The organism is Streptomyces sp. ITFR-16 (assembly GCF_031844705.1).
In the GTDB taxonomy this organism is placed as follows: domain Bacteria; phylum Actinomycetota; class Actinomycetes; order Streptomycetales; family Streptomycetaceae; genus Streptomyces.
This window is the reverse complement of the sequence record NZ_CP134609.1, coordinates 6,155,828-6,181,360: the sequence shown is the minus strand read 5'-3', so window position 1 is coordinate 6,181,360 and position 25,533 is coordinate 6,155,828. Positions and strand designations below refer to the sequence as shown.

At 72.1% G+C, this 25,533-nt stretch carries 19 protein-coding genes; 10 read left to right on the top strand and 9 right to left on the bottom strand.

What is annotated here, in order from left to right; translation table 11 throughout:
- Position 1 precedes the first annotated feature (1 nt).
- The 3 genes from RLT58_RS27345 (at position 2) to RLT58_RS27335 (ending at position 3,465) form a co-directional block, all read left to right on the top strand.
- A complete protein-coding gene (locus RLT58_RS27345) occupies positions 2-1,993 on the top strand; it encodes a hypothetical protein (RefSeq protein ID WP_311313023.1) in 1,992 nt (663 codons plus the stop codon).
- Between the two features lie 37 nt (positions 1,994-2,030).
- Entirely contained in the window at positions 2,031-3,110 is a 1,080-nt protein-coding gene (locus RLT58_RS27340) for a tyrosine-protein phosphatase (RefSeq protein ID WP_311313022.1), read from the top strand.
- Between the two features lie 73 nt (positions 3,111-3,183).
- Complete coding sequence (locus RLT58_RS27335; RefSeq protein WP_311313021.1) at positions 3,184-3,465, top strand: DUF6343 family protein; 282 nt, start codon at positions 3,184-3,186, stop codon at positions 3,463-3,465.
- A gap of 45 nt (positions 3,466-3,510) precedes the next feature.
- Here the strand turns inward: RLT58_RS27335 and RLT58_RS27330 are convergent, their stop codons facing one another.
- The 4 genes from RLT58_RS27330 to RLT58_RS27315 all read right to left on the bottom strand — a co-directional run bounded on the left by RLT58_RS27330 (position 3,511) and on the right by RLT58_RS27315 (position 7,148).
- A complete protein-coding gene (locus tag RLT58_RS27330; RefSeq protein WP_311313020.1) occupies positions 3,511-3,879 on the bottom strand; it encodes a tetratricopeptide repeat protein in 369 nt (122 codons plus the stop codon).
- A 67-nt stretch (positions 3,880-3,946) separates the two neighbouring features.
- Entirely contained in the window at positions 3,947-4,549 is a 603-nt protein-coding gene (coaE, locus tag RLT58_RS27325) for a dephospho-CoA kinase (protein WP_311313019.1), read from the bottom strand.
- Positions 4,550-4,603: 54 nt separating this feature from the next.
- Complete coding sequence (locus RLT58_RS27320) at positions 4,604-5,542, bottom strand: PAC2 family protein (protein WP_311313018.1); 939 nt, start codon at positions 5,540-5,542, stop codon at positions 4,604-4,606.
- Between the two features lie 82 nt (positions 5,543-5,624).
- Entirely contained in the window at positions 5,625-7,148 is a 1,524-nt protein-coding gene (locus tag RLT58_RS27315) for a flavin monoamine oxidase family protein (protein ID WP_311314671.1), read from the bottom strand.
- Positions 7,149-7,485: 337 nt separating this feature from the next.
- On the opposite strand from RLT58_RS27315, the gene RLT58_RS27310 reads away from it, so the two are divergent.
- Positions 7,486-8,448, top strand: coding sequence for a right-handed parallel beta-helix repeat-containing protein (locus tag RLT58_RS27310; RefSeq protein ID WP_311313017.1), 963 nt, complete (start codon positions 7,486-7,488; stop codon positions 8,446-8,448).
- Positions 8,449-8,546: 98 nt separating this feature from the next.
- Here RLT58_RS27310 and rpsA read toward each other — a convergent pair whose 3' ends face one another.
- The gene (rpsA, locus tag RLT58_RS27305; protein WP_306052736.1) at positions 8,547-10,058 is read right to left on the bottom strand and encodes a 30S ribosomal protein S1; all 1,512 of its coding nucleotides are present in this window, start codon (positions 10,056-10,058) and stop codon (positions 8,547-8,549) included.
- Between the two features lie 396 nt (positions 10,059-10,454).
- On the opposite strand from rpsA, the gene RLT58_RS27300 reads away from it, so the two are divergent.
- Both RLT58_RS27300 and hrpB read left to right on the top strand, forming a co-directional pair.
- A complete protein-coding gene (locus tag RLT58_RS27300) occupies positions 10,455-11,267 on the top strand; it encodes a class I SAM-dependent methyltransferase (RefSeq protein ID WP_311313016.1) in 813 nt (270 codons plus the stop codon).
- A 49-nt stretch (positions 11,268-11,316) separates the two neighbouring features.
- The gene (gene hrpB, locus RLT58_RS27295) at positions 11,317-13,818 is read left to right on the top strand and encodes an ATP-dependent helicase HrpB (RefSeq protein WP_311313015.1); all 2,502 of its coding nucleotides are present in this window, start codon (positions 11,317-11,319) and stop codon (positions 13,816-13,818) included.
- Here hrpB and RLT58_RS27290 read toward each other — a convergent pair.
- The 3 genes from RLT58_RS27290 to RLT58_RS27280 form a co-directional block, all read right to left on the bottom strand.
- Complete coding sequence (locus RLT58_RS27290; RefSeq protein WP_311313014.1) at positions 13,805-14,812, bottom strand: cell envelope lipid trafficking protein PgfA; 1,008 nt, start codon at positions 14,810-14,812, stop codon at positions 13,805-13,807. The genes hrpB and RLT58_RS27290 overlap by 14 nt on opposite strands.
- Before the next feature lie 40 nt (positions 14,813-14,852).
- Positions 14,853-14,990 (bottom strand): SPW_0924 family protein, encoded by a 138-nt coding sequence (locus RLT58_RS27285; RefSeq protein WP_311313013.1) that lies wholly within the window; start codon positions 14,988-14,990, stop codon positions 14,853-14,855.
- 136 nt (positions 14,991-15,126) lie between these two features.
- Complete coding sequence (locus tag RLT58_RS27280) at positions 15,127-16,830, bottom strand: lytic transglycosylase domain-containing protein (protein WP_311313012.1); 1,704 nt, start codon at positions 16,828-16,830, stop codon at positions 15,127-15,129.
- Between the two features lie 182 nt (positions 16,831-17,012).
- Here RLT58_RS27280 and RLT58_RS27275 point away from each other — a divergent pair, with 182 nt between their 5' ends.
- Positions 17,013-17,882: a DUF4184 family protein gene (locus RLT58_RS27275; RefSeq protein WP_311313011.1), complete on the top strand. Its 870-nt coding sequence runs from the start codon at positions 17,013-17,015 to the stop codon at positions 17,880-17,882.
- Between the two features lie 57 nt (positions 17,883-17,939).
- Here the strand turns inward: RLT58_RS27275 and polA are convergent, their stop codons facing one another.
- Positions 17,940-20,651, bottom strand: coding sequence for a DNA polymerase I (polA, locus tag RLT58_RS27270; RefSeq protein ID WP_311313010.1), 2,712 nt, complete (start codon positions 20,649-20,651; stop codon positions 17,940-17,942).
- Between the two features lie 154 nt (positions 20,652-20,805).
- Between polA and RLT58_RS27265 the strand changes: the two genes are divergently transcribed.
- The 3 genes from RLT58_RS27265 to RLT58_RS27255 all read left to right on the top strand — a co-directional run bounded on the left by RLT58_RS27265 (position 20,806) and on the right by RLT58_RS27255 (position 25,505).
- On the top strand, positions 20,806-23,103 hold the full coding sequence (locus RLT58_RS27265) for an FdhF/YdeP family oxidoreductase (RefSeq protein ID WP_311313009.1): 2,298 nt from the start codon (positions 20,806-20,808) through the stop codon (positions 23,101-23,103).
- A 73-nt stretch (positions 23,104-23,176) separates the two neighbouring features.
- A complete protein-coding gene (locus RLT58_RS27260; RefSeq protein ID WP_311313008.1) occupies positions 23,177-23,647 on the top strand; it encodes a PaaI family thioesterase in 471 nt (156 codons plus the stop codon).
- 646 nt (positions 23,648-24,293) lie between these two features.
- Positions 24,294-25,505 carry a branched-chain amino acid ABC transporter substrate-binding protein gene (locus RLT58_RS27255; RefSeq protein WP_311314670.1) on the top strand — a complete coding sequence of 404 codons (1,212 nt, stop codon included), beginning with the start codon at positions 24,294-24,296 and terminating at the stop codon, positions 25,503-25,505.
- Positions 25,506-25,533: the final 28 nt, after the last annotated feature.

The window sequence follows — 25,533 nt, the reverse complement described above, 5'->3', positions numbered from 1 at the left end:
CGTGCGGCAGCGGATACTCGACGGACTGCTCGCGGTGGCGCTCGGCACCGCCGCGCTCCTCGCCCCGCCCGCCCACGCGGCCCCGGCGGACCCTTCCCCGGCGCGGGGCTGCGACCCGCTGGCACCCGCCGAGTGCCTGCTGCCGTTCCCCGACGACTGGTACACCCGGCCGGACCCGCGCACCGACACGGGCCGCCGGGTGGCCTTCGACGCCTCGGTCCTGCCCCGGCCCGCTACGGGGCAGGCCGTCGACCCGGCGGCCTGGAACCGGTCCGACGGCTTCTCCCCCGGCTCCACCCTGATCGCCCAGGTGCCGGGCCTCGACCTGACGAGGACCGGCGCGGCCCCGCTCACCGACATCGGCAGGTCGCTGGAGCGGGACGCGCCCGTCGTCCTGCTGGACACCACGACCGGTGAGCGGTGGCCGTACTGGGCGGAGCCGGACGCCAACGCCGCAGACCCCGCGCGCCGGGCCCTGCTGATCCACCCGGCCCGCAACTTCCGCGACGGCCACCACTACGCCGTGGCGCTGCGCCGGCTCAAGGACGGAGCGGGCCGTACGATTCCGGCCGCCGCCCCGTTCGCCGCCGTCGCCGGAGAGCGGCTGCCCGCGCACGACCCGCTGCGCGTGCGCCAGGACCGGCTGCGGCCCGCGCTGAGCGCCCTGCGCCGGGCCGGGGTCTCCACCCAGGGGCTCAATCTGGCCTGGGACTTCACGGTCGCCTCCACCCGCAGCCTCACCGGCGACCTGTTCACCCTCCGCGACGACGCGTTCCGCCGCCTCGGCAACCGCTCGCCCGCCTTCACGGTCACCGGGGTCACGGACTTCACCCGGGAGCAGGACCCCCGGATCGCCCGCGAGGTCACCGGTGAGATCACCGTGCCCGGCTATCTGGACACGCCGGGCGGCCCGCCCGGCGCCGTGCTGAACCGCGACCGGAACGGCACCCCGCGCGCTCTCCCCGGCAGCAACCAGACCGCCGCGTTCCGCTGCGAGATCCCGCGCGCCGCCTTCCGTACGCCCTCCCGCCCCTCGCTCTACGGGCACGGACTGCTCGGCTCACGCAACGAGGTCGGCGCGGGCAACGTCAAGGACATGGCGGCCGAGCACGACTTCACCTTCTGCGCGACGGACTGGATCGGCATGGCCAAGGACGACATCCCCGTCGTGCTGGCCGCGCTCGCCGATCCGACCCTGTTCCCCGCCGTCCCCGAACGCAGCGAACAGGGCATGCTGAACGCCCTGTTCCTCGGCCGCGCCCTGATCCACGCCGAGGGCCTGGGCGGCGACCCGGCGTTCCGTACCGCCGGGGGCCGTCCACTCCTCGACACCCGGCACGGTCTCGCGTACGACGGGAACAGCCAGGGCGGCATCCTGGGCGGGGCGCTGATCGCCGCCTCGACCGACATCCGGCGCGGGGTCCTGGGCGTCACCGCCATGAACTACGGGCTGCTGCTCAACCGCAGCGCCGACTTCGCCCCGTTCCAGCAGGTCCTGGACGGGGCCTACCCCGACAAGCTGCGCCAGCAGCTCGTCCTCCAGCTGTTCCAGATGGTGTGGGACCGGGGCGAGACCGACGCGTACGCGAACCACCTCACCGATCACCACCAGGTGCTGATGCACATCGCGTACGGCGACCACCAGGTCGCGAACGCGGCGGCCGACGTGGAGGCGCGCAGCATCGGCGCCCGGCTGGTCTCCCCCGCGCTCGCCCCGGGCCGCAGCCCCGATGCCGTCCCCCACTGGGGCATCCGGCACGTCGGCGCCGGCCAACTGCCCTACCGGGGATCGGCCATGACCGTCTGGGACAGCGGCACCCCCACCCCTCCGCTCACCAACACCCCGCCCACCGGGCCCGCTTACGGGCACGATCCGCACGAGGATCCCCGCAACTCGCCCGCCGCACGTCAGCAGAAGGCCACCTTCCTGACCACCGGCCGTGTCATCAATGTCTGCGGCACCACCCCGTGCACCGTCTCCCCGACCTCCTGACGCCTCCCCTGCCCGCAGGGACCTGACAAGGAGCACCATGCGTACGCACCGCATCGCCGGAGCCGCCCTCGCGGCCGCCCTCCTGACCGGTACGGCCATGGCGCCGGCCGCCCTCGCCGCGCCGCCCGCAGCCGCGCCGGCCGCCGCTCGGTCCGCCGTCCCCTTCACGGCCGCCACCGCCGCACGCGCCGCCGACGGGGGTTACGCCCTGTCCTGGGCCTCGCCCGCCGCCTCGGTGACCGTCACCGCCGTCACCTCCCCCGACGCCACCACCGGCACCGCGCTCGGGACGGCGGCGGGCACCGGCTCGCTGACCGTGCCCGCCGGGACCCTTCCGGAGGCCGGGCGCTGGTACTTCCGGCTGGTCCCGGACAGCGGCGGCCCGCTGGTGGTCGCGGACCGCTCGCTCGGCCTGGAGTCCGCCCGCAACTTCCGGGACATCGGCGGCTACCGCACCACGGACGGCCGCTGGGTCCGCTCCGGCCTGGTCTACCGCTCCAACAAGCTGAGCTCCCTCACCGACGCCGAGCAGCAGCGGCTGCTCTCCCAGGGGCTGACGCTCGATGTGGACCTGCGCAACGCCCAGGAGCGGCACGACGACCCGGACCGGCTGCCGGCCGGTGTCACGTACCAGGTCGCCGATGTCGTCTCGCTCAGCCACGGGATCCGCTTCCACGACTCGGCCCTGATGACCCTGGCCCAGGCCATAGCCGCCGGCCTCTTCTCCGGCTCCTCCGACCTGGGCCAGTCCATCGGCTACCCGTTCATGGTCGACTTCGTGGGCGCCGACTACGCGTTCCACGACCTGGTCACGGCCGTCACCACGAACACCTCGGGCGCCACGGTCTTCCACTGCAGCGCGGGCAAGGACCGCACCGGCTGGGGCACCGCCGTCCTGCTCACGCTGCTCGGCGTGCCCCGGGAGACGGTCGAGGCGGACTTCCTGGCCAGCAACCAGTACACGGGCAACCCGAAGGCCGTGGAGCTGAGCTGGCTGCGCGCGGCGTTCGCCGAGGTGGACCACATCTACGGCGACTTCGCCGCGTACGTACGCGACGGGCTGAAGCTCGACGCGGCGACCGTGGAGACCCTGCGCGCGCGGCTGCTGACCGGCTGAGCCGCACGTTCTCGCGGGCACCTCGCGACATCCGTGCCGCCGTGGGTCCATGCTGGTAGGTGAGGCGATGGCCATGCGTAGCGGTAATGAACCGACCACTGCCCGCAGTCCGCTGCGGATGCGGCTCTGGCTGGGCCTGTGGGGCCTGGCCTGGGCCGTCTTCGGGCTGACGGCCTTCACCCTGACCGGCCGGGCCGGCTGGGCGGCTGCCTGCGGGGTGCTGCTCGTGCTGGTCCTGGTGGATCTGGCCGTGGTCGTCCACCACATGCGCCGGGGCCCGCACTACCAGCCGGGCAGCACGATCCCGCCGTACGAGCCGGATCATGGCCCCGGACGGCGCGGGTACCGGTGCTGAGCGGCACGGAAGGCCCGCGGTACGGGTGACGGGCGGGCGGAGGTGTCAGCTCTCCGTGTCGAAGCGGGCGGCCTTCAGATACTCCGGGTTGGGGTCCAGCGCGGCTGCCAGCCGGAAGTGGCGCGTGGCCCGCTCGGGGTGGCCGGAGCGCTCGAAGGTGCGGGCGAGCGCGAAGTGCGCGAAGGCGTTGTCCGGCTCCCGCTCCAGGACCAGTTCGAATTCGAGCTCGGCCGGGCGCAGTTGGGCGGCAGCGAAGAAGGCGCGGGCCCGCAGCAGACGGGCCGCGGTGTTCTCCGGGTGGGAGGCGATGACCGAGTCGAGCAGTTGCACCGCGCCCCGGGGATCACGCGCGGCGAGCAGCTGCTCGGCCGCACGGAAGTCGATGACGTCGGTTTCCGGGTTCCTCTCGGGCACAGTCGCATCCTTCCCTCGTCCACCGCGGGGTGAACATCGGCCCGGCCGCCGGTATTCCGGCCCGGGGTCAGCCGGCCTCGGCCCGCCGGACCAGCTCCGCCCAGACCTCGGCGACCCTCGGTTCCAGCTCCTCGACGGTCCCGTCGTTGTCGATCACCAGATCGGCGACGGCGCGCCGCTCCTCCCGGGTGGCCTGGGCGGCCATCCGGGCGCGCGCCTCCTCCTCCGTCATCCCGCGCAGCCGCACGAGGCGGTCGAGCTGGGTCTTGGGAGCGGCGTCGATGACGACGACCAGGTCGTAGAGGGGGGCGAGGCCGTTCTCGGTGAGCAGGGGCACGTCGTGGACGACCACGGACCCGGGGCTCGCCTCCCGCTCCAGTTCGGCGGAGCGGGCACCGACGAGCGGGTGGACGATCGCGTTGAGCGCGGCGCGGCGGCCCGGGTCGGCGAAGACGATCGAGCCGAGCTTCGGCCGGTCCAGGGTGCCCTCGGGGGTGAGGATCTGTGCGCCGAACTCCTCGACCACGGCCGCGAGACCCGGGGTGCCGGGCTCGACGACCTCGCGGGCGATCCGGTCCGCGTCGATGAGGACGGCTCCGTGACCGACGAGCAGCCGCGACACCTCGCTCTTGCCGGCGCCGATGCCGCCGGTCAGGCCCACTTTCAGCATGGGCGGCAGCCTAGTGCCCCGCCCCCGGCCCTGCGGGGGCGGGCCCGGCCCGGATCAGCCGTCTCCCTCGCGCTCGGCGAGGAACTTCTCGAATTCGAGGCCGATCTCGTCGGCGGACGGCAGGTCCACCGGCTCGGCGACCAGACTGCCGCGCGTCTCGGCCCCGGCCACCGCGTCGTACTGGTGCTCAAGGCCCTCGACCAGCGTGACGAGTTCCTCGTCGCCCTGGTCGATCTGGCGGTCGATCTCCGTCTGGGTGCGGTGCGCCTCGGTGCGCAGGGCGTGGGCGATGGTCGGCAGGACCAGCCCGGTCGCCGCCGTGATCGACTCCAGCGCGGTGAGCGCGGCATCGGGGTAGGCGGAGCGGGCCACATAGTGCGGGACATGGGCGGCGACACCGAGCACGTCGTGTCCGGCCTCCATCAGCCGGTACTCGACAAGGGCCTCGGCGGAGCCGGGGACCTGTGCCTCGTCGAACGGGCTGCGGTGACCGGGCATGAGGTCGGTGCGGTTGCCGTGCGGGGTGATGCCGACCGGGCGGGTGTGCGGCACGCCCATCGGGATGCCGTGGAAGTTGACCGCGAGGCGCACACCGAGCCGCTCGACGATCTGCTCGACGGCGGCGGCGAAACGCTCCCACTCGACATCGGGCTCGGGCCCGGACAGCAGCAGGAACGGCGCCCCGGTGGCGTCCTGGACAACCCGGACGTCCAGGGTCGGGGTCTCGTACGCCGACCAGCGGTCGCGCTTGAACGTCAGCAGGGGACGGCGTGCGCGGTAGTCGACCAGGCGGTCGTGGTCGAAGCGGGCCACGACCTGGTGCGGCAGGGATTCGAGCAGGCCGTCGACGATCTGCTCACCGGTCTCACCCGCGTCGATGTATCCCTCGAAGTGGTAGAGCATGACCAGGCCGGCCGACTCCTGGGCGAGCGCCATGTCGACGACAGCCAGGCCCTTCGGCTCCCATTCGTACAAACTCTGCGGATCAGGCACGGTTACCGCTCCTCCTTGTGTTCCTGAAGAAGAACGTCCCGGGGGGCATGGGCATTCCCGCCCATGCCCCTTCACATGGTGTTTACCCAAGGACCCGCGTGTGCAGTGCCGTGACCGCCTTCCGGGCCGAGGTGAACGCGCCGTGCTGCCAGGCATCCGCGTAGCTGAGGTAGTCCCCGGCGAAGTACACGTGTCCGGCGGCCTTGTTGAGCGGTGCGAAGACGGGCGCGTCCGGGCCGCCCGGCAGGGAGTGCCAGGACGCCTCCAGGTACGGGGTCTGGCGCCAGTGGTGGGAGAACGAGGTGGCGAGTTCCGTGCGGTACTTCTCCCCGTGGATCTTCACGCCCTGCGCGACGGCCCGCGCCTCGCGCTCGCGCGGGCTGAGCGCGGCGTACGCGTCCGCGTCGGACCCGGTGTTGTAGTACCCGATGATCGTTCCGCGCCGGCCCTGGTGGCCGTAGGACGGGTACCAGATGTGGGCCAGGTCCAGGTCCGTCTCGGTGATCCCGCCATAGATCCGGTGGTCGCTCTCCCACCAGCGGCTGCGGTACTCGAGCCCGATCTTGCCGGCCGAGGAGGGCTTGCAGGCCTCCAGCGCGGTCTGGACGGCCGGGCCCAGGTTGTGCGCGGTCCCGGCCAGGATGTTGGGCGGCAGGGCCGCGACGCAGTAGTCCGCATCGATGCGGCGGGTGCGGCCGGACTGGGTGTAGGTGACGGTGACGCCGTGGGCGGTGTCGGTGATCTCGGTGACGGCCGCGCCGGTACGGATCCGGCGCTCCCCGATCGCCCGGGTGAGCGCGGCGGGTATCCGGTCCATCCCGCCGACCGGCTGGAACATCAGCATCGCCTGGTCGTACTCGAACTCGAAGGCGAAGTAGCGCCCGACGCCGCTGGCGAAGACCTCGGATGCGGAGGGGACGGAGCCGAGCTGCTCACCGGGGGTGCCTGCGGCGGCCGGGTCGACGCGGTAGCCGCGCCGGGGGCTTCCGGTGTAGTCGAGGGTGTCGCCGATGTCGCCGAAGTCCTTGAGGAATTCCAGCAGCCGCTCCTGGTCGTCGGCGGTGATCTGCCGGTCGAGGGCCCCCTTGTCGGTGGCCTTGGAGAGCAGTTCGGCGACATAGCCGTACACATCGGCCTTGGCGGTGCGGTAGCGCACCGGGGCCTTCATGCCCGACTTCTCGTTGAAGATGTAGGCATTGGCGTTCACATTGGTGAAAACCTCGATGGGTACGCCGAGTTCGCGGCAGTAGTCGAGGGTGACCATCCACTGCGGGATCCGGCCGGGCCCGGCGTTCATGTACTGCCCGTCGGAGAACCGCGCGGTCTGCTGGACGCCGTGGATGTCGGTGGTGGAATCGCCGCCGCGCACGGTGAAGTTGCGGCCTCCCGTGCGGCCCCTTGCCTCCAGGACCGTACAGTCGTAGCCCGCCTTGCCGAGTTCGTAGGCGGTGGCGAGTCCGGCGATGCCGCCGCCCACCACGACCACCTTGGCCGCGGCCTTGCCCTTCAGGTGGAAGTCACTGCTGCTGGGCGCGCGGAAGGCGGGTTCGCGGCCTGCCGCCCGGGCGGTGGGGGCGAGGCCGAGCGCCCCCATGGTGGCGAACATCGCCCCGGCCCCGCCGGAGAGCCCGACGTTGCGCAGGAAAGTGCGGCGGCTCGCGCCCGGCGTCGCGGACGAGTGGTGCGAAGCATGCGTCATGTCCCGGCTCCCCTTCGGATCTTGAGGTTGCCGGGGATCCTGGCAAGGGGGTGTTACGGGCCGTCAGTTACTCGTGTATCCCACACGTTTCTCTGTGTTCACGCGCTTCACCGGGCTCGCGATCAATGGTCCAGACCTTGACACGCCCCCGGCCCGTCCCTACCGTCACTGGGCAGCAAGTTCAGGCACTCGCCCCATATTCATGTACGAGAACATCCTGGACCTTTCACGGGAAGGCACCCCCATGCGCACCCGCACGCTGCTCCCCGCCCTGCTGGCCACCGCCCTCGCCACCGGTGGCCTCGCGCTCGCCTCCGCCACCACGGCGGGTGCCGCCACGGTCATCGAGGTGAGCACCGCCGCCCAGCTCAAGTCGGCCCTCACCGCGGCCGCGCCCGGCGACACGATCCACCTCGCCGACGGCACGTACACCGGCAACTTCAAGACCACCGTGCCCGGCACCGCCGCCGCCCGCATCACCCTGACCGGCTCCGCCGGGGCGGTCCTCACGGCCGGCGGCGGCTACGGGCTGCACCTCAACGGCGCCTCGTACTGGACCGTGCGGGGCGTCACCGTCACCGGCGGCCAGAAGGGCATCATGGCCGATGCCGCCGACGGCGTGATCATCGACTCGGTGACCGTGCACGACCTCACCATGGAGGGCGTCCACTTCCGCAAGTCCAGCAGCGACGGCGTCATCAGGAACTCCCGGATCTACGACACCGGGCACGACGGACGCGGCATGGGCGAGGGCGTGTACGTCGGCACGGCGGGCGACCTCTCCGACCGCAGCGACCGGGTGCAGATCCTGGACAACACGATCGGCCCCGGAGTCGGCGGCGAGAACGTCGACATCAAGGAGGGCACCACCGGGGCGCGCGTCATCGGCAACACCTTCGACGGCAGCGGGCTGACCGGCGCCAACTACGACGACTCCTGGGTCGACGTGAAGGGCAACGACGTCCTCGTCGAGGGCAACCACGGCACCCGTACGACCAACAACGGCTACGAGACGCACACCCAGCAGAGCGGCTGGGGCTGCGGGACCGTCTTCCGGGACAACGCCTCGGACCTGTCGGGATCGACGGGCGACAGAAGGATCGCGATCAACGTCACCAACTACAGCGCGAGTTGCCCGACGACGGTCTACGCGAGCAACACCGTCACGGGCGGCAACGGCCTGACCGACATCGCCGTCACCCCGTAGGACCGGCCGGACCCACGGATGAGGCCCGCCCCCCGAAGGGGACGGGCCTCATCCGTCATCCACTGCTGCGGCCGATGACCGGCCGGAGGGTCAGAGCGTCAGCTCTGGCCGCCCGCCAGCTTCTCGCGCAGGGCAGCCAGGGCCTCGTCCGACGCCAGGGCGCCGGAGTTGTCCGCGGACTCCGAGGAGTACGAGCCGCCACCGCTGCCGCCGGAGGCAGCCGGGGCGTTGCCGGCCGGGGCGGCAGCGCCCTCGGCGGCAGCGGCCTCGTCGGCCTCGCGGGACTTGATGACCTGGGCCTGGTGCTGCTCGAAGCGCTGCTGCGCCTCGGCGTACTGGGTCTCCCAGACCTCGCGCTGAGCCTCGAAGCCCTCGAGCCAGTCGTTGGTCTCGGGGTCGAAGCCCTCGGGGTAGATGTAGTTGCCCTGGTCGTCGTACGACGCGGCCATGCCGTACAGGGTCGGGTCGAACTCGACCGACGCCGGGTCGCCACCGAAGGACTCGTTGGCCTGCTTCAGCGAGAGGCTGATGCGACGGCGCTCGAGGTCGATGTCGATGACCTTGACGAAGATCTCGTCGTTGACCTGGACGACCTGCTCCGGGATCTCCACGTGGCGCTCGGCCAGCTCGGAGATGTGGACCAGGCCCTCGATGCCCTCGTCGACGCGCACGAACGCACCGAACGGAACGAGCTTGGTGACCTTACCGGGAACGACCTGCCCGATCTGGTGCGTACGGGCGAACTGCTGCCACGGGTCTTCCTGCGTCGCCTTGAGCGACAGGGACACGCGCTCGCGGTCCATGTCCACGTCGAGGACCTCGACGGTGACTTCCTGGCCGACCTCGACAACCTCGGAGGGGTGGTCGATGTGCTTCCAGGACAGCTCGGAGACGTGCACGAGACCGTCGACGCCACCCAGGTCCACGAAGGCACCGAAGTTGACGATCGAGGAGACGACGCCGGAGCGGACCTGACCCTTCTGGAGGGTCGTGAGGAACGTCTGGCGGACCTCGGACTGGGTCTGCTCGAGCCAGGCACGGCGGGACAGGACCACGTTGTTGCGGTTCTTGTCCAGCTCGATGATCTTGGCCTCGAGCTCCTTGCCCACGTACGGCTGGAGGTCGCGGACGCGGCGCATCTCGACGAGCGACGCCGGCAGGAAGCCGCGGAGGCCGATGTCGAGGATGAGACCACCCTTGACGACCTCGATGACGGTACCGGTGACGATGCCGTCTTCTTCCTTGATCTTCTCGATGGTGCCCCAGGCACGCTCGTACTGAGCGCGCTTCTTCGAGAGGATCAGGCGGCCTTCCTTGTCCTCCTTCTGAAGGACCAGGGCCTCGATCTCGTCGCCGACCTTGACGACCTCGTTCGGGTCGACGTCGTGCTTGATCGAGAGCTCGCGGCTCGGGATGACACCTTCGGTCTTGTAACCGATGTCGAGGAGAACCTCGTCCCGGTCAACCTTGACGATGACACCGTCAACGATGTCGCCGTCGTTGAAGTACTTGATCGTCTCGTCGATCGCCGCGAGGAACGCGTCCGCGTCGCCGATGTCGTTGACCGCAACCTGCGGAGTGGTGGCGGTGGTCTCGGTGCTGCTCGTCATGTGGGAAAGGGCTCCGGTACGGACAGTGAGTCGAAGTTACTGCTACGCCGTGAGCCCGTATCGCCTCTGCAGAAGCCGGACAGCCTGGGAAGCGCCGGCCCCTGAGCGGGAGGCGCCTCGTGAACCGAGGGGACATACAACAGATGCGAGCGCGGCCTGCTAGGTCTGAGGCGCGCAGGCTCGCAGCGCAACTTGTAGCATACGGGGGCAGCAGGGCACGGTCAATGCGCGAAGGCGCACACCAGGGGCGGAACAACCCATACCCGGCACAACTCAGGTTCACCGAGGCCACATCGGCCCCGGCGAGGTTCCGGACACACGGGTCCCGCGCGCACGAGATCCCCCTGGTACGTACCGCGTACGACGGGGTGAAGGCAAACTACAACGACGGACACGATGAGCCAAGAGATCTACGCCCCCGAACCCGAGGCGACACGCCGCAGCGCCGGTGAGGCCGAGAGCAGCAGGGCCAGCCGGGGCTGGTGGGACAGCAACGCCGACGAGTACCAGAGCGACCACGGCACCTTCCTCGGCGACGACCGCTTCGTCTGGGGCCCCGAGGGTCTCGACGAGGCCACGGCCGGGCTGCTGGGCCCCGCCGGATCGCTGAAGGGCCTGGACGTCCTGGAGATCGGAGCCGGCGCGGCGCAGTGCTCACGCTGGCTCGCGGCGCAGGGCGCCCGCCCGGTCGCCCTGGACCTCTCCCACCGCCAGCTCCAGCACGCGCTGCGGATCGGCGGGGGCATCCCGCTGGTCGAGGCGGACGCCGGGGTGCTGCCCTTCCGCGACGGCTCCTTCGACCTGGCCTGCTCCGCGTACGGCGCGGTGCCGTTCGTCGCCGATCCGGTCCAGGTCTTCCGCGAGGTCCACCGGGTGCTGCGCCCCGGCGGCCGCTGGGTCTTCTCGGTCACCCATCCCGTCCGCTGGGCCTTCCCCGACGAGCCGGGCCCCGAGGGGCTGTCCGTCGCCGCCTCGTACTTCGACCGCACGCCGTACGTGGAGCAGGACGAGCAGGGCAACGCCGTGTACGTCGAGCACCACCGCACGGTGGGCGACCGGGTGCGGGACGTGGTGGCGGGCGGCTTCCGGCTGCTCGACCTGGTGGAGCCGGAGTGGCCGTCCTGGAACGATCAGGAGTGGGGCGGCTGGTCGCCGCTGCGCGGCCATCTGATCCCGGGGACCGCGATCTTCGTCTGCGCCCGGGACTGAGACACCGGCCGGTGCGGGGCCCGGGCGCCGCGCGTACGAGACTGGGGGCGTGATCCGCACCGAGGCCCTGGACCAGCTGCCCGTCCGCACCGCCGTGCCCGCGCTGCGGCGGGCGCTCGACGACCGGGGGGTCGCGGTGCTGTGCGCCCCGCCCGGCACCGGCAAGACGACCCTGGTCCCGCTGGTGCTGGCCGGGCTGACCGGTGAAGGACCGGTGCGCCGGGTGGTGGTCGCCGAACCGAGGCGGATCGCCGCCCGCGCGGCGGCCCGGCGGATGGCCTGGCTGCTCGGCGAACGGACCGGCGGACGGGTCGGGTTCACCGTGCGCGGCGAGCGCGTGGTGGGGCCGGACACCGTGGTCGAGGTGGTCACCACCGGGGTGCTGCTCCAGCGGCTCCAGCGCGACCAGGAGCTCGCGGGCGTCGACGCGGTGATCATCGACGAGTGCCACGAGCGGCATCTGGACGCGGACACGGTGGCCGCCTTCCTGCTGGACGTCCGCGCGGCGATCCGGCCCGACCTGCGGCTGGTCGCCGCCTCGGCCACCACGGACGCGGAGGGCTGGGCTCGGCTGCTCGGCGACGCCCCGGTGGTCGAGGCGCAGGGTGTGTCGCACCCGGTGGAGGTCGTGTGGGCGCCGCCGCCGAGGCCGGTGCGCCCGCCGCACGGGATGAGGGTCGATCCGGCGCTGCTGAGCCATGTCGCCGCCGTGGTGCGGCGGGCGCTGGCCGAGCGGGACGGCGATGTGCTGTGTTTCCTGCCCGGGGTCGGTGAGATCGGCCGGGTGGCCGGTCAGCTGTCCGGGGTGGCGGCCGAAGTCCTCCAGGTGCACGGGCGGGCCCCGGCGGCCGTGCAGGACGCGGTGCTCGCGGGCTCCTCGCAGGGGCGGCGGGTGGTGCTGGCGACCTCGGTGGCGGAGTCGTCGCTGACCGTCCCCGGGGTGCGGACGGTCGTCGACTCCGGGCTCGCCAGGGAGCCGCGCACGGACCACGCGCGGGGGCTGAGCGCGCTGACGACGGTACGGGCCTCGCAGGCGGCGGGCCGCCAGCGGGCGGGCCGGGCCGGGCGGGAGGCGCCCGGGACGGTCTACCGCTGCTGGGAGCAGGCGGAGGACGGGCGGCTGGCCCGGTTCCCGTCCCCGGAGATCAAGGTGGCCGATCTGGCGGCGTTCGCGCTCCAGGCGGCCTGCTGGGGCGATCCGGACGCCTCGGGGCTCGCGCTGCTCGACGCGCCCCCGGAGGGTGCGATGGGCGCGGCCCGCGAGGTGCTGACGGCGGTCGGCGCGGTGGGGGCGGACGGCCGGGTCACCGAGCGGGGGCTGCGGATGTCCCGGCTCGGGCTGCATCCCCGGCTGGCGAGGGCCCTGCTGGACGGGGCGGCCGAGGCCGGGGGCCGCCGGGCCGCCGAGGTGGTGGCGCTGCTCAGCGAGGAGCCGCCCCGGGACTACGGGGACGACCTGGCCGCAGCGTTGCGTACCGCGCGGCTCGGCAAGGACGGGTACGCCGCCCGCTGGCGCCAGGAGGTGCGGCGGCTGTCCTCCTCCCTCAAGGGCTCCGGGGCCGGCGGCGCCGGCCCGGACGACGCCGCCGTGGGCCTGGTCGCCGCGCTGGCGTTCCCCGAGCGGGTGGCGCGGGCCCGGGGCGAGGGCGCGTTCCTGATGGCCTCGGGCACGGGCGCGGAGCTGGGCGAGGGCTCGCGGCTGCGCAGCGCGCCCTGGCTGGCGGTCGCGGTGGCGGACCGGCCGGCGCACGCGGCGTCGGCCAGGGTCCGGCTCGCGGCGGTCATCGACGAGGACACCGCGCGGCTGGCGGCCGGGCATCTGCGGTTCGCGGGCGAGGAGGTCCGCTGGGACGGCCGGGACGTGGTGGCCCGCCGGGTCGAACGGCTGGGCGCGGTCGAGCTGTCGGAGCGCCCGCTGAAGCAGCCCGATCCGGACCTGGTCCGTGAGGCGCTGGTGGAGGGGCTGCGGCGGGAGGGGCTCGGGCTGCTGCGCTGGAGCCGGGACGCGGAGCAGTTGCGGGAGCGGCTGGCCTTCCTGCACCGGGAGCTGGGGGCGCCCTGGCCGGATGTGTCGGACGGGGCGCTGCTGGAGCGTACCGGTCAGTGGCTGGAGCCCGAGCTGTCGCGGGCCCGGCGGCGGTCCGGGCTGGCCGCGATCGACGCCGGGCAGGCGCTGCGCAGGCTGCTGCCCTGGGCGACCGGCGAGGCGGCCCGGCTGGACGAGCTGGCCCCGGAGCGGATCGAGGTGCCGAGCGGTTCGCGGATCAGGGTGGAGTACGGCGGGGCGCAGCCCGTGCTCGCGGTGAAGCTCCAGGAGCTGTTCGGTCTCCAGGAGACCCCGAGGGTGGCCGGCGTACCGGTGCTGGTCCATCTGCTCTCCCCCGCCGGCCGGCCCGCCGCGGTGACGGCGGACCTGGCGTCGTTCTGGCGGGAGGGCTACAAGGCGGTGCGGGCGGAGCTGCGCGGCCGGTATCCGAGGCATCCGTGGCCGGAGGACCCGGCGACGGTGGAGGCGACGCGGTACACGAAGGCGCGGCTCAGGCGGGAGTAGGCGCCGGGCCGGGGGCGGCTTCGGGGACGGGATCGGGCCGGGGCCCGTCCGGGCGCCGGGAGCGGGCCTCCAGCCAGAGCGCGAGGGCCAGCAGCACGGCGGCGAGGCCGAGGAAGCCCCGGGGCAGGTACGAGGTGAGCAGCAGGACCAGCAGGCGCTGGGACTTGACGAGGTCGACGATCGAGACGACGTAGTCCTCGCGCATCTTCACATGGCCGGCGAACACGGTGACGGTGTCCTGGGGCATGCCCATCGCCTTGGCGTTGCGCATCTCCTCGCGGTGGATCTCCTCGCCGTTGACCGGCGCGCCGGTGACGGGGTCGACCCAGAACATCCGCTTGGTGGTGTACCAGCGGGTCATCCCGGTCCTGGCGATCTGCGCCGGGGTGATGCCCTTGATGGGCATCGTCTTCGGCATGGGGACCTCGGTCCACGGGACGGTCTGCTCGAAGTAGTAGACCTCCAGGCCGCGGAAGGTGCGGGTGCCCCTGTAGTGGATGGGCGAGCTGGTGCGGGTCTGGGCGTCGAAGTACTCGTAGTCGCGCTTCTCGGTGAGGAAGGGCCATTTGAACTCGATGCCCTCGCGGGTGACCGGGTCGCCGTCGACCATTTCGCCGGTGGCGTGGACGGGGGCCTGGCTGTGGGCGTCGAAGATGTAGCGCTCGGGGATCTTGGAGACCATCTTGCCGTCGGGCCCCTGGACGTAGGAGAGGGCGTCCCAGACGACGACGTCGCGGCCGGCGCTGCGTTCGATCCGCTCGGACTCCTCCACGTTGCCCTTGAGGGTCTGCACGATGGTGATCCTGTCGACCTTCTTGGCCGTGAGGGTGGAGTAGTCGAGGAGGGTGGCGGGCTTCGCCTCCAGCACCGTCTCCTGGTACTGGTTCGGCGGGATCTTCGCGAGGCGCGGGAAGGCGTACCAGCGCAGCAGCGGGGACAGCGCGGCGAAGAAGACGGCGAAGGCCAGGAGTACGAGACCGGCTCGGCGGCGCATGGGCTGCCCTTCCTCGACAGTGGCGGTGTGGTGCCGACGGCTATTTCCTGGGGCCCGGGACGGTCGTCAGCAGGGGTTCGGGGGAGGTCTCGCCGGGCGGGGCGCCCACCGCGCCGACGGTGATGACGAGGGCGAGGGCGGCGGCCAGTCCGATGGCGGCGGCGATAAGGGCGCGCATGCTCGGCCTCCCGGAAGCACATAGCTGATGGGTCGTCAGGGCTGGGGCACCGTAGCAACCGGGGCGCGAGATGAGAACACATGCGACAGCCCCTCGGCCCGTGCGGGCCGAGGGGCTGTCGCGTACGTGCGCGGGGTCAGGAGGCGGCGGAGGCGGAGCGCTCCTTGACCGTGAGCTCGACGACGACCGTGGCGCCGCCCTCGGTGGTGAGCCGCAGCTTGTACGTACCCGCCGGGCCGTCCGCGTAGATCTTCGGCAGGACGAGCCTGCCGTCGGCGTCCGTGGTCAGCACGAGACTGCGGACCGGGTTGCCGTCGTCGTCCGTGCAGTACGGGCCCTTGTCGTTCTCGACCGGCTTCTCGTCGTCGGTGATCATCGTGGCGGTGACGGCGACCCGGTCGGCGGCCGCGCCCTTGTACGTGGCCGCGAACACGAGGTCGGCGAAGGTCTCGCCGGGTGCGGCGGCCGGCACGTCGGTGCCGGTCCTGACGATCGCGTCGGCCTGCCGGGCGGTGACGGTCGCGCTGTAGGTGACGGGGGCCAGCGCGGTGCCGGTCGCCGCGGCGCGCACGGTGAACTGCCCGGTCTTCTCGCCCGCCTCGAGCACCGGCGCGGTGACCGTGCCGTCGGTCCCGGTCGCCAGCGTGACGCTCGTCTTCCCGCCCGCGAACGCGGCGTCGGTGTCACCGACGACGGTGAAGGTCACGGAGACCTTGGCGAGCGGGCCGCCGACGGAGTTGCGCGCCCGCACCCTGATCCGCTCGGCGAAGGCGTCGCCGGCCGTGGCGGTCAGCGGGCCGGTACCGGCGTTCTGCACCCCGGCCAGGGTCTCGGACGGAGTGGGGGCGGGCGTCGGCTTGGGCGAGGTCGGCTTGCCGATGCCGCCCGGCTTCGAGGGCCCGGGGCTCGGCTTCGCCGGGGGCTTGGGCTTCTCCGGGTCGTGCGGCTTCGGCGAGGGGGACGTCGACGGCGACGGCGAGGTGGACGGGTGGCCGCCGCCGGGGCCGTTGCCCGTGCTGGGGCTGGTCGGCAGCACGCCGGTGCCGTCCGGGACCTCGTGGGTGCCGCGGTTGTAGTACGTGAACCACGAGCGGACGGTCCGCAGATACTCGTCCGAGTGGTTGTAGCTCAGGACCGCCCGGTCCAGGTCGGCGGCGACCGACAGATCGCGGGAGCCGGCGCAGAGATAGCGGCCGGCGGCGAGCGCCGCGTCGTAGATGTTGTTGGGGTCCTTGCGGCCGTCGCCGTTGCCGTCCTGGCCCCAGGTCTCCCAGGTGGACGGGATGAACTGCATCGGGCCGACCGCCCGGTCGTGCTCCCGGTCGCCGTCGTAGGCACCGTTGTCGGTGTCCTTGATCAGGGCGAAACCCTGGCCGTTGAGGGCCGGGCCGAGGATCGGGGAGAGCGTGGTGCCCTGCGCGTCCACCCGGCCGCCGCGGGCCTGGCCGGACTCGACCTTGCCGATCGCGGCGAGCAGTTGCCACGGCAGCCGGCAGGCGGCGTCCGTGCTCGCGAGGGTCCCCTGGGCCTTCTTGTACGCCGCAAGGACCGACGCCGGAATGCCCGATTCCGCACTGCCGGTGGCGGGCAGGTCGACGGAGGTGCCGGGCTTGTCCGGCGTGTGCAGCGGCGGAAGGTCCGTGAAGTACGGCGAGTCGCCGGACGCCCCGGTGTCGCCGGAGCCGGAGGGCGTGGAGCCCGCGGTCGGCTGGTCGCCGCCCTCGGCGGCGGTCAGAGGTGAACCGGGTGCCTGCGATGCGGACAGGGCCGCCACCGCGGCGGCCGCCACGGCGGTGGTGGTCGCCCCTCTACGCAGCCGGCGGCCGAATTGCGCTGCCATGAAGTCTGGGCCCTCCCCCTCGACGGCTGTCCGCGCTCCCCTGCGCCTGGACTCAGGCGACCCTACGGCAACTTGTGCCGCCCGGACACAGCGGCCGGACGTCTTCTTACCGGTTTTTCACGTTCCGGACCGCAGATTGTCCGGTCCCCGCCACCTGACGACGGCTCACGCATACTTCCCCCATGCCGTTCACGCTCAGCCACGCCGCCGCCGTCCTGCCGGGAATCCGCCGGGACGGGACGGGCCGGGGGCCCCTCGTCGCCTCGGCCCTCGTCGCCGGTTCGTTCGCCCCCGACATGACGTACTACGCGGACACGGCGATTCCGGGCGCCATGGAGTTCGGACAGGTCACCCACGCGGCCTGGGGGGTCTTCACCGTGGACGTCCTGATCACGGCGGCGACGGTGGCTCTGTGGCTGCTGCTGCGGGAACCTCTGGTGGCGCTGCTGCCCCGGACCTGGCAGGGGCGGGTGTACGCCTGCGTACGAGGGGCCCGGCGGGCGCCAGGGGCGGGGCCGCGGGGTGCCCGGGACGCGGCGTGGTTCGTGGTGTCGGCGGTGCTCGGGGCGGCCACGCACGTCGTCTGGGACGCGTTCACCCATCACGACCGGTGGGGGGTGCGGCTGGTGCCGGTGCTCGGGGCCGGCGCGGGCGGGTTCCCCGTCTACACGCTGGTGCAGTACGGCAGTTCGGCGCTGGCCCTGACCGGGATCGGGTGGTTCGCGGTGAGCGCGCTGCGGCGGGCCGGGGCGCGCCCGGTCCCCCCGGCCGTACCGGTCCTGGGCCGCCGGGCGCGCTGGTACGCGGGCGGCGGCATCGCGCTGTGCGTCCTGCTGGGCATCGTGCACCGGTGCGCGCGCTGGTACGCCGCCTTCGGGCACATCAGCACCCCGCTGGACATCATCCCCACCGCCTGCTTCGGCGCGGGCGCCGGACTCGCGGTGGGGCTGGTGCTGTGGGGGGTGTGGCTGCGGCTGGTCCGCCGCCCCGGCCCCGCACCGGCGCTCCCCGTCGCCGGCCGGGCCCGGGACACGAGCCCGGCCGGCGACTGAGGCGGTCCGCCCTCGGCCGCACCGCGGGCGGCGGGTGCCCGCGTCCGGCGCCGGCGGTCAGTGCGCCGCCGACTCCCAGTCGTTGCCCACGCCGACGGAGACGTCCAGCGGGGCGCGCAGCTGGACCGCCGTCGACATCTCGTGGCGCAGGATCTTCTCCACCTGCTCGCGCTCGCCCGCGGCGATCTCCAGCACGATTTCGTCGTGCACCTGGAGCAGCATCCGCGAGGTGAGCTTCGCCTCCGTGAGTGCACGGTCGACGTGGAGCATGGCGACCTTGACGATGTCCGCCGCCGTGCCCTGGATCGGTGCGTTGAGCGCCATCCGCTCGGCCGTCTCGCGGCGCTGGCGGTTGTCGCTGTTGAGGTCGGGCAGATAGCGGCGGCGGCCGAAGACCGTCTCCGTGTAGCCGGTGGCCCTGGCCTCCTCCACCACCCGGTGCAGGTAGTCGCGGACGCCGCCGAACCGCTCGAAGTAGGTGTCCATCAGGCCCCGGGCCTCGCCCGCCTCGATGTTCAGCTGCTGGGAGAGGCCGAACGCGGAGAGCCCGTAGGCCAGCCCGTAGCTCATGGCCTTGATCTTGCGCCGCATCTCCGGGTCGACCGCGGACTTGTCGACGCCGAACACCTGGGAGGCGACCGTGGTGTGCAGGTCCTCGCCGGAGGTGAACGCCTCGATCAGGCCCGCGTCCTCGGAGAGGTGGGCCATGACCCGCAGCTCGATCTGGCTGTAGTCCGCCGTCATCAGCGACTCGAAGCCCTCGCCGACGACGAAGCCCCGGCGGATCGCCCGGCCCTCGTCCGTGCGGACGGGGATGTTCTGCAGATTGGGGTCGGTGGAGGAGAGCCGGCCGGTGGCGGCGACGGTCTGGTTGAACGTGGTGTGGATGCGGCCGTCCGCCGCGATCGTCTTGACCAGGCCCTCGACCGTCACCCGCAGCTTGGCCTGCTCGCGGTGGCGCAGCATGATGACCGGCAGCTCGTGCTCGGTCTGGGCGGCGAGCCAGGCCAGGGCGTCCGCGTCGGTCGTGTACCCGGTCTTGGTCTTCTTGGTCTTCGGCAGGCCCAGCTCGCCGAAGAGGACCTCCTGGAGCTGCTTGGGCGAGCCGAGGTTGAACTCCCGGCCCACCGCGGCGTGCGCCTCCTTCACCGCCTGCTGCACGGCGCCCGCGAACTGCTGCTCCATACCCTCCAGATGGGCGCGGTCGGCCGCGATGCCGTGCCGCTCGAGCCGGGCCAGCAGGATCGACGTCGGCAGCTCCATGTCGTGGAGCAGCTCGGCGGCGCCGACCTCCTTGAGGCGGATGGTGAACGCGTCACCGAGGTCCAGGATCGCGCGGGCCTGCGCCATCAGCGCGTCGGCCTCGGCCTGGTCGTCGGCGCCGAAGGCCAGCTGCCCGTCGGACGCGGCGGCCGGGGCCAGCTCCCGGCCCAGGTACTCCACCGCGAGGGCGTCCAGCGCGAAGGAGCGCCGGCCGGGCTTGACCAGGTAGGCGGCGAGCGCGGTGTCCATCGAGACGCCCTCGATCCGCCAGCCGTGCTCCGGGAAGACCCGCATCGCGCTCTTGGCGTTGTGCATGACCTTGGGCCGGCCCGCGTCCGCGAGCCAGGCGGCGAACGCCTGCTCGTCGGCCTCGTCGACCTGGGCCGGGTCGAACCAGGCCGCAGCCCCGTCCGCCGCGGCGAGCGCGATCTCGGTGACCGTGCCGCTGCCGAGGGCCCAGGTGTCCACGGAGGTGAGGCCCAGCGGCTGCCCGGCGTGCTCCGCCAGCCACGGGGCGAGCTCGCCGGCGCCCAGCACCGCGCCGTCCAGCTCGATGCCCGCGGCGGGCGCGGGGGCCTCGTCCTCGGCCGCGCCCGGGTCCACCGCGAGAAGCCGCTCGCGCAGGCTCGGGTTGCGGATCTCCAGCACGTCGAGCACCCCGGTGACCGCGGTGCGGTCGTAGGGGGCGCGCTCCAGGTCGGCGGGGGTCTTCGGCAGGGCCACGTCGCGGACCATCTCGGTCAGCCGGCGGTTCATCCGCACCGCGTCCAGGTGGTCGCGGAAATTCTGCCCCGCCTTGCCCTTGACCTCCTCGGCCCGGGCCACCAGCTCGTCGAAGGAACCGAACTGGTTGATCCACTTCGCGGCCGTCTTCTCGCCGACGCCGGGGATGCCCGGAAGGTTGTCCGACGGGTCACCGCGCAGCGCCGCGAAGTCGGGGTACTGCTGGGGGGTGAGGCCGTACTTCTCCTCGACCTTGGCCGGGGTGAAGCGCGTCAGCTCCGAGACGCCCTTGGTCGGGTAGAGCACCGTGACGTTGTCCGTGATCAGCTGGAAGGAGTCCCGGTCGCCGGTGACGATCAGGACCTCGAAGCCGGCCGCCTCGGCCTGGGTGGCCAGGGTGGCGATGACGTCGTCCGCCTCGAAGCCGTCGACCGCGAAACGGTCGGCGTGCATCGCGTCGAGCAGCTCGCCGATCAGCTCGACCTGGCCCTTGAACTCGTCCGGGGTCTTGGAGCGGTTCGCCTTGTACTCGGGGAACTCCTGCGCGCGCCAGGTCTTGCGGGACACGTCGAAGGCCACCGCGAAATGCGTCGGCGCCTCGTCACGCAGGGTGTTCGCCAGCATCGACATGAAGCCGTACACCGCGTTGGTCGGCTGTCCCGCCCCTGTCGTGAAATTCTCCGCAGGCAGCGCAAAGAACGCCCGGTACGCCAGGGAGTGCCCGTCCATCAGGAGCAGGCGCGGTCGGTTGTCTGCCGTCTTCTTCGATGCCGTCTCAGCCACACCCCGATCCTGCCACGGCCCACTGACAATCCGGACCGGCGACCGCCCGCGACGGCTCACCGGACCGGCTGTCCGCCCCGCGTGCCAGGATCGAGGAGAAGGACACACGCACTGCGGCCCGCGCGGGGACGCAGCAGGCTCGAAGGGGAGCACGATGGCCAGCAAGCCGCCCACGGGAGACCCCGTCCAGGACTCACCGCAGGTCGGACCGGCCCGGCACGCCGCCGCCGGGCTGCCCGCCGTCGCCCACAGCCTGCGCATCGCCCAGCAGCAGATGGGGGTGAGCCGCACGGCGCGGACCCTGCTCAAGGTCAACCAGAAGGACGGCTTCGACTGCCCCGGCTGCGCCTGGCCCGAGGGCGACAAGCGGCACACCGCCGAATTCTGCGAGAACGGCGCCAAGGCCGTGGCCGAGGAGGCGACGCTGCGCCGCGTCACCCCCGACTTCTTCGCCGCCCACCCGGTCGCCGACCTGGCCGCCCGCAGCGGCTACTGGCTCGGCCAGCAGGGCCGCATCACCCAGCCCATGTATCTGCCCGAGGGCGCCGACCGGTACGAGGCGGTGGCCTGGGAGCGGGCCTTCGAGATCATGGCCGAGGAACTGCGCGCGCTCGGCTCCCCCGACGAGGCCCTCTTCTACACCTCCGGGCGCACCAGCAACGAGGCCGCGTTCCTCCTTCAGCTGTTCGCCCGCGAATTCGGCACCAACAACCTGCCCGACTGCTCCAACATGTGCCACGAGTCCTCCGGCTCGGCGCTCACCGAGACCATCGGCGTCGGCAAGGGCTCGGTGTCCCTGGAGGACCTGCACCACGCCGACCTGATCATCGTCGCCGGGCAGAACCCGGGCACCAACCACCCCCGGATGCTCTCCGCGCTGGAGAAGGCCAAGTCGGCGGGCGCGAAGATCATTTCGGTGAACCCGCTGCCCGAGGCGGGGATGGAGCGCTTCAAGAACCCGCAGACACCGCTCGGCATGATCAAGGGCGCCGCGCTCAACGACCTGTTCCTCCAGATCCGTATCGGCGGCGACCAGGCCCTCTTCCGGCTGCTGAACAAGCTGATCCTGGAGACCGAGGGGGCCGTCGACCAGGCGTTCGTGGAGCGGCACACCCATGGCTTCGAGGAGTTCGCCGCAGCGGCGGCCGCCGCCGACTGGGACGGGACGCTCGCCGCGACCGGCCTCGACCGGGCCGCGATCGAGCAGGCACTCGCGCTGGTCCTCGCCTCGGAGCGCACCATCGTGTGCTGGGCGATGGGCCTCACCCAGCACAAGCACTCGGTGCCGACCATCCGCGAGGTCGTCAACTTCCTTCTGCTGCGCGGCAACATCGGCCGCCCCGGCGCAGGCGTCTGCCCCGTGCGGGGCCACTCCAACGTGCAGGGCGACCGCACCATGGGGATCTTCGAGCGGCCCGCGCCGGCGTTCCTCGACGCGCTCGACAAGGAGTTCGGCATCACCTCGCCGCGCCACCACGGCTACGACGTGGTCCGCTCCATCGAGGCCCTGCGCGACGGCGACGCCAAGGTCTTCTTCGCCATGGGCGGCAACTTCGTCGCGGCCACGCCCGACACCGCCGTCACCGAGGCCGCGATGCGCAACGCGCGCCTGACCGTCCATGTCTCCACCAAGCTCAACCGCTCGCACGCGGTCACCGGCGCCCGGGCGCTGATCCTGCCCACCCTGGGCCGTACCGACAAGGACGTGCAGGCGGGCGGGCGGCAGTTCGTCACCGTCGAGGACTCCATGAGCATGGTCCACGCCTCGCGCGGCAACCTCACCCCCGCGAGCCCGCATCTGCTCTCCGAGCCCGCCATCGTCGCCCGGCTCGCCCGCGCCGTGCTCGGGCCCGCGTCGGCCACGCCCTGGGAGGAGTTCGAGCGGGACTACGGGACGATCCGCGACCGCATCGCACGTGTCGTCCCCGGCTTCGAGGACTTCAACGCGCGCGTCGCCCACCCCGGCGGGTTCACGCTCCCGCACGCTCCGCGCGACTCGCGCCGCTTCCCCACCGCCACCGGGAAGGCCAACTTCACCGCCGCCCCCGTCGAGTTCCCCGAACTCCCGGAGGGCAGGCTGCTGTTGCAGACCCTGCGCTCGCACGACCAGTACAACACCACCGTCTACGGCCTGGACGACCGCTACCGGGGCATCAAGGGGGGCCGCCGCGTCGTCCTGGTCAACCCCGACGACGCGGCCGTTCTCGGCCTCGCCGACGGCGCGTACACCGACCTCGTCGGCGAATGGAGGGACGGGGTGGAGCGCCGCGCCCCCGGCTTCCGCGTCGTCCACTACCCCACCGCCCGGGGCTGCGCCGCCGCCTACTACCCCGAGACCAATGTGCTGGTCCCCCTGGACTCGACCGCCGACACCAGCAACACCCCCGCCAGCAAGTCCGTCGTGGTGCGCTTCGAGAACACCGCCCCGGCGCCCGCCCCGGACGCCGCCTAAGCGACCGCTCAGCCGTCTGATAAGAACGACGGACACAGAAGCGCACCACCGCAGAGAGACGGAGCCGGACCCCATGGGCGAGCACACCGCGCCGAAGTTCCCCCAGGAGATCATCGACGAGTACGCCGCGCTCGGCGTCGACCTCCCCGCCCTCTTCTCCGCCGGCCACCTCGGCGAGCGCATGGGCGTGCAGATCACCGAGGCCTCCGCGGACCGCGTCGTCGGCACCATGCCCGTCGAGGGCAACACCCAGCCCTACGGACTCCTGCACGGCGGCGCCTCCGCCGTCCTCGCCGAGACCCTCGGCTCCGTCGGCACCATGCTCCACGGCGGCGCCACCAAGGTCGCCGTCGGCGTGGACCTGAACTGCACCCATCACCGAGGGGTACGAAGCGGCCTCGTCACCGGCGTCGCCACCCCCGTACACCGCGGCCGCACCACCGCCACGTACGAGATCGTCATCACCGACGAACAGGACAAGCGGGTCTGTACCGCCCGCCTCACCTGCCTGCTGCGCGACGTCCCCCGGGCCGACGCCTCCTGACCGCGCGGCACCCCCTTCCACCACGGCCCGGCCGGATCACCGATCCGGCCGGGCCGTGTCATACCCGGGCACAACGGCCGCCGCGCACACAGAACTTGCACATCGCCAGGCCGCAACGCCCTTGACCCCATGACCCGTTCCGTGGCCCACTCGTCTGCCACGCCCCGCCTGCCCACCAGCACACCGCGTCGACCGCGCCACCCCGGACGTAACACTGCGTAACAAACGCGCAATGTACGCGCGCCCCGGCGCGGCACGAAGAGCCCGGCCCGCAGGCACCGGGTGCCCCGGCGTGCCCCCGCACCGCCGCGCACACCCCCCGGCGGGCGACAGCACCAAGATCGCCTCAAGCCCCTTAGCAGAGCTGCGCGTTCTCAGCATGCGGTCACTTCACGGTCCGGTAAAAAGCCGTACATGTCCCCACAGCCACCTCAAGCCTTGCTCAAGGGCATAACAAGACAGTCACATCCTGCTCCACCCCCATCCCGGACCCCCACCGCTGCCCTTAGAGTCACCGCCAGTCACCGCGCCGCCGGGCGCGTCTGCAGCACGGCCCTGTACCAACCAGTACGGCCCGGCGAACGACACGGCACCTCAAGCAGAGGAGGCCGCGCCAGGGAAAGGACTTTTCGTGCGACACCGTTCTTTGCTCATCCTCACCACAGTGCTCACCACAGGAGCACTGACGCTCACCGCCTGCGGGTCGCGCGACGACGACAAGAAGGGCAGCAGCGGCGGCGACAGCCAGACCGTGGTCATCGGCGTCGACGCTCCGCTGACCGGTGACCTGTCCGCCCTCGGCCTCGGCATCAAGAACTCCGCCGACCTCGCCGCCAAGACGGCGAACAAGGACAAGACGGTCCCGGGGATCACCTTCAAGATCCAGCCGCTCGACGACCAGGCCCAGCCCTCGGTCGGCCAGCAGAACGCCACGAAGTTCATCGACAGCAAGGACGTCCTCGGTGTCGTCGGCCCGCTGAACTCCGGCGTCTCCCAGTCGATGCAGAAGCCGCTCAACGACGCCGGCCTGACGCAGATCTCCCCCGCCAACACGGGCACCGAGCTGACCCAGGGCGACAACTGGAAGACCGGCGACAAGAAGCGCCCCTTCAAGACCTACTTCCGCACCGCCACCACGGACCAGATCCAGGGCGCCTTCGCGGCGAAGTACCTGTACAACGACGCGAAGATCAAGCAGGTCTACCTCATCGACGACCAGAAGCCCTACGGTGCCGGTCTCGCCGCCTCCTTCAAGGCGACGTTCACCGACCTCGGCGGCAAGATCGTCGGCGCGGACCACGTCAACCCCGACGACCGTGACTTCAACGCCGTCGTGACCAAGGTCAAGCGCTCCGGTGCCAAGGCCGTCTACTACGGCGGTGAGTACCCCGCCGGCGCCCCCCTGAGCCAGCAGCTCAAGGACAGCGTGCAGATCCCGCTCATGGGCGGTGACGGCATGTACAGCGCCGACTTCATCAAGCTCAACAAGAAGGCCCAGGGCGACATCGCCACCTCCGTCGGCAAGCCCGTCGAGGAGCTGGACTCCGCCAAGACCTTCATCGCGAACTACAAGGCGGCCGGATACAAGGACGCCTACGAGGCGTACGGCGGCGGCACCTACGACGCCACCTGGGCGATCATCGAGGCCGTCAAGGCCGTCGTCGCCGCCAATGACGGCAAGCTCCCCGACGACGCCCGCGCCAAGGTCCTGGAGGCCGTCGGCAAGGTCAAGTTCGACGGCGTCACCGGCCCGGTCTCCTTCGACGAGTTCGGCGACACCACCAACACCATGATGACCGCGTACCAGGTCGACGGCGGCAAGTGGACGTCCAAGCTCAGCGAGGCCTACAAGCCGTAACACGCTCCCGGTCACGCAACGACTGACA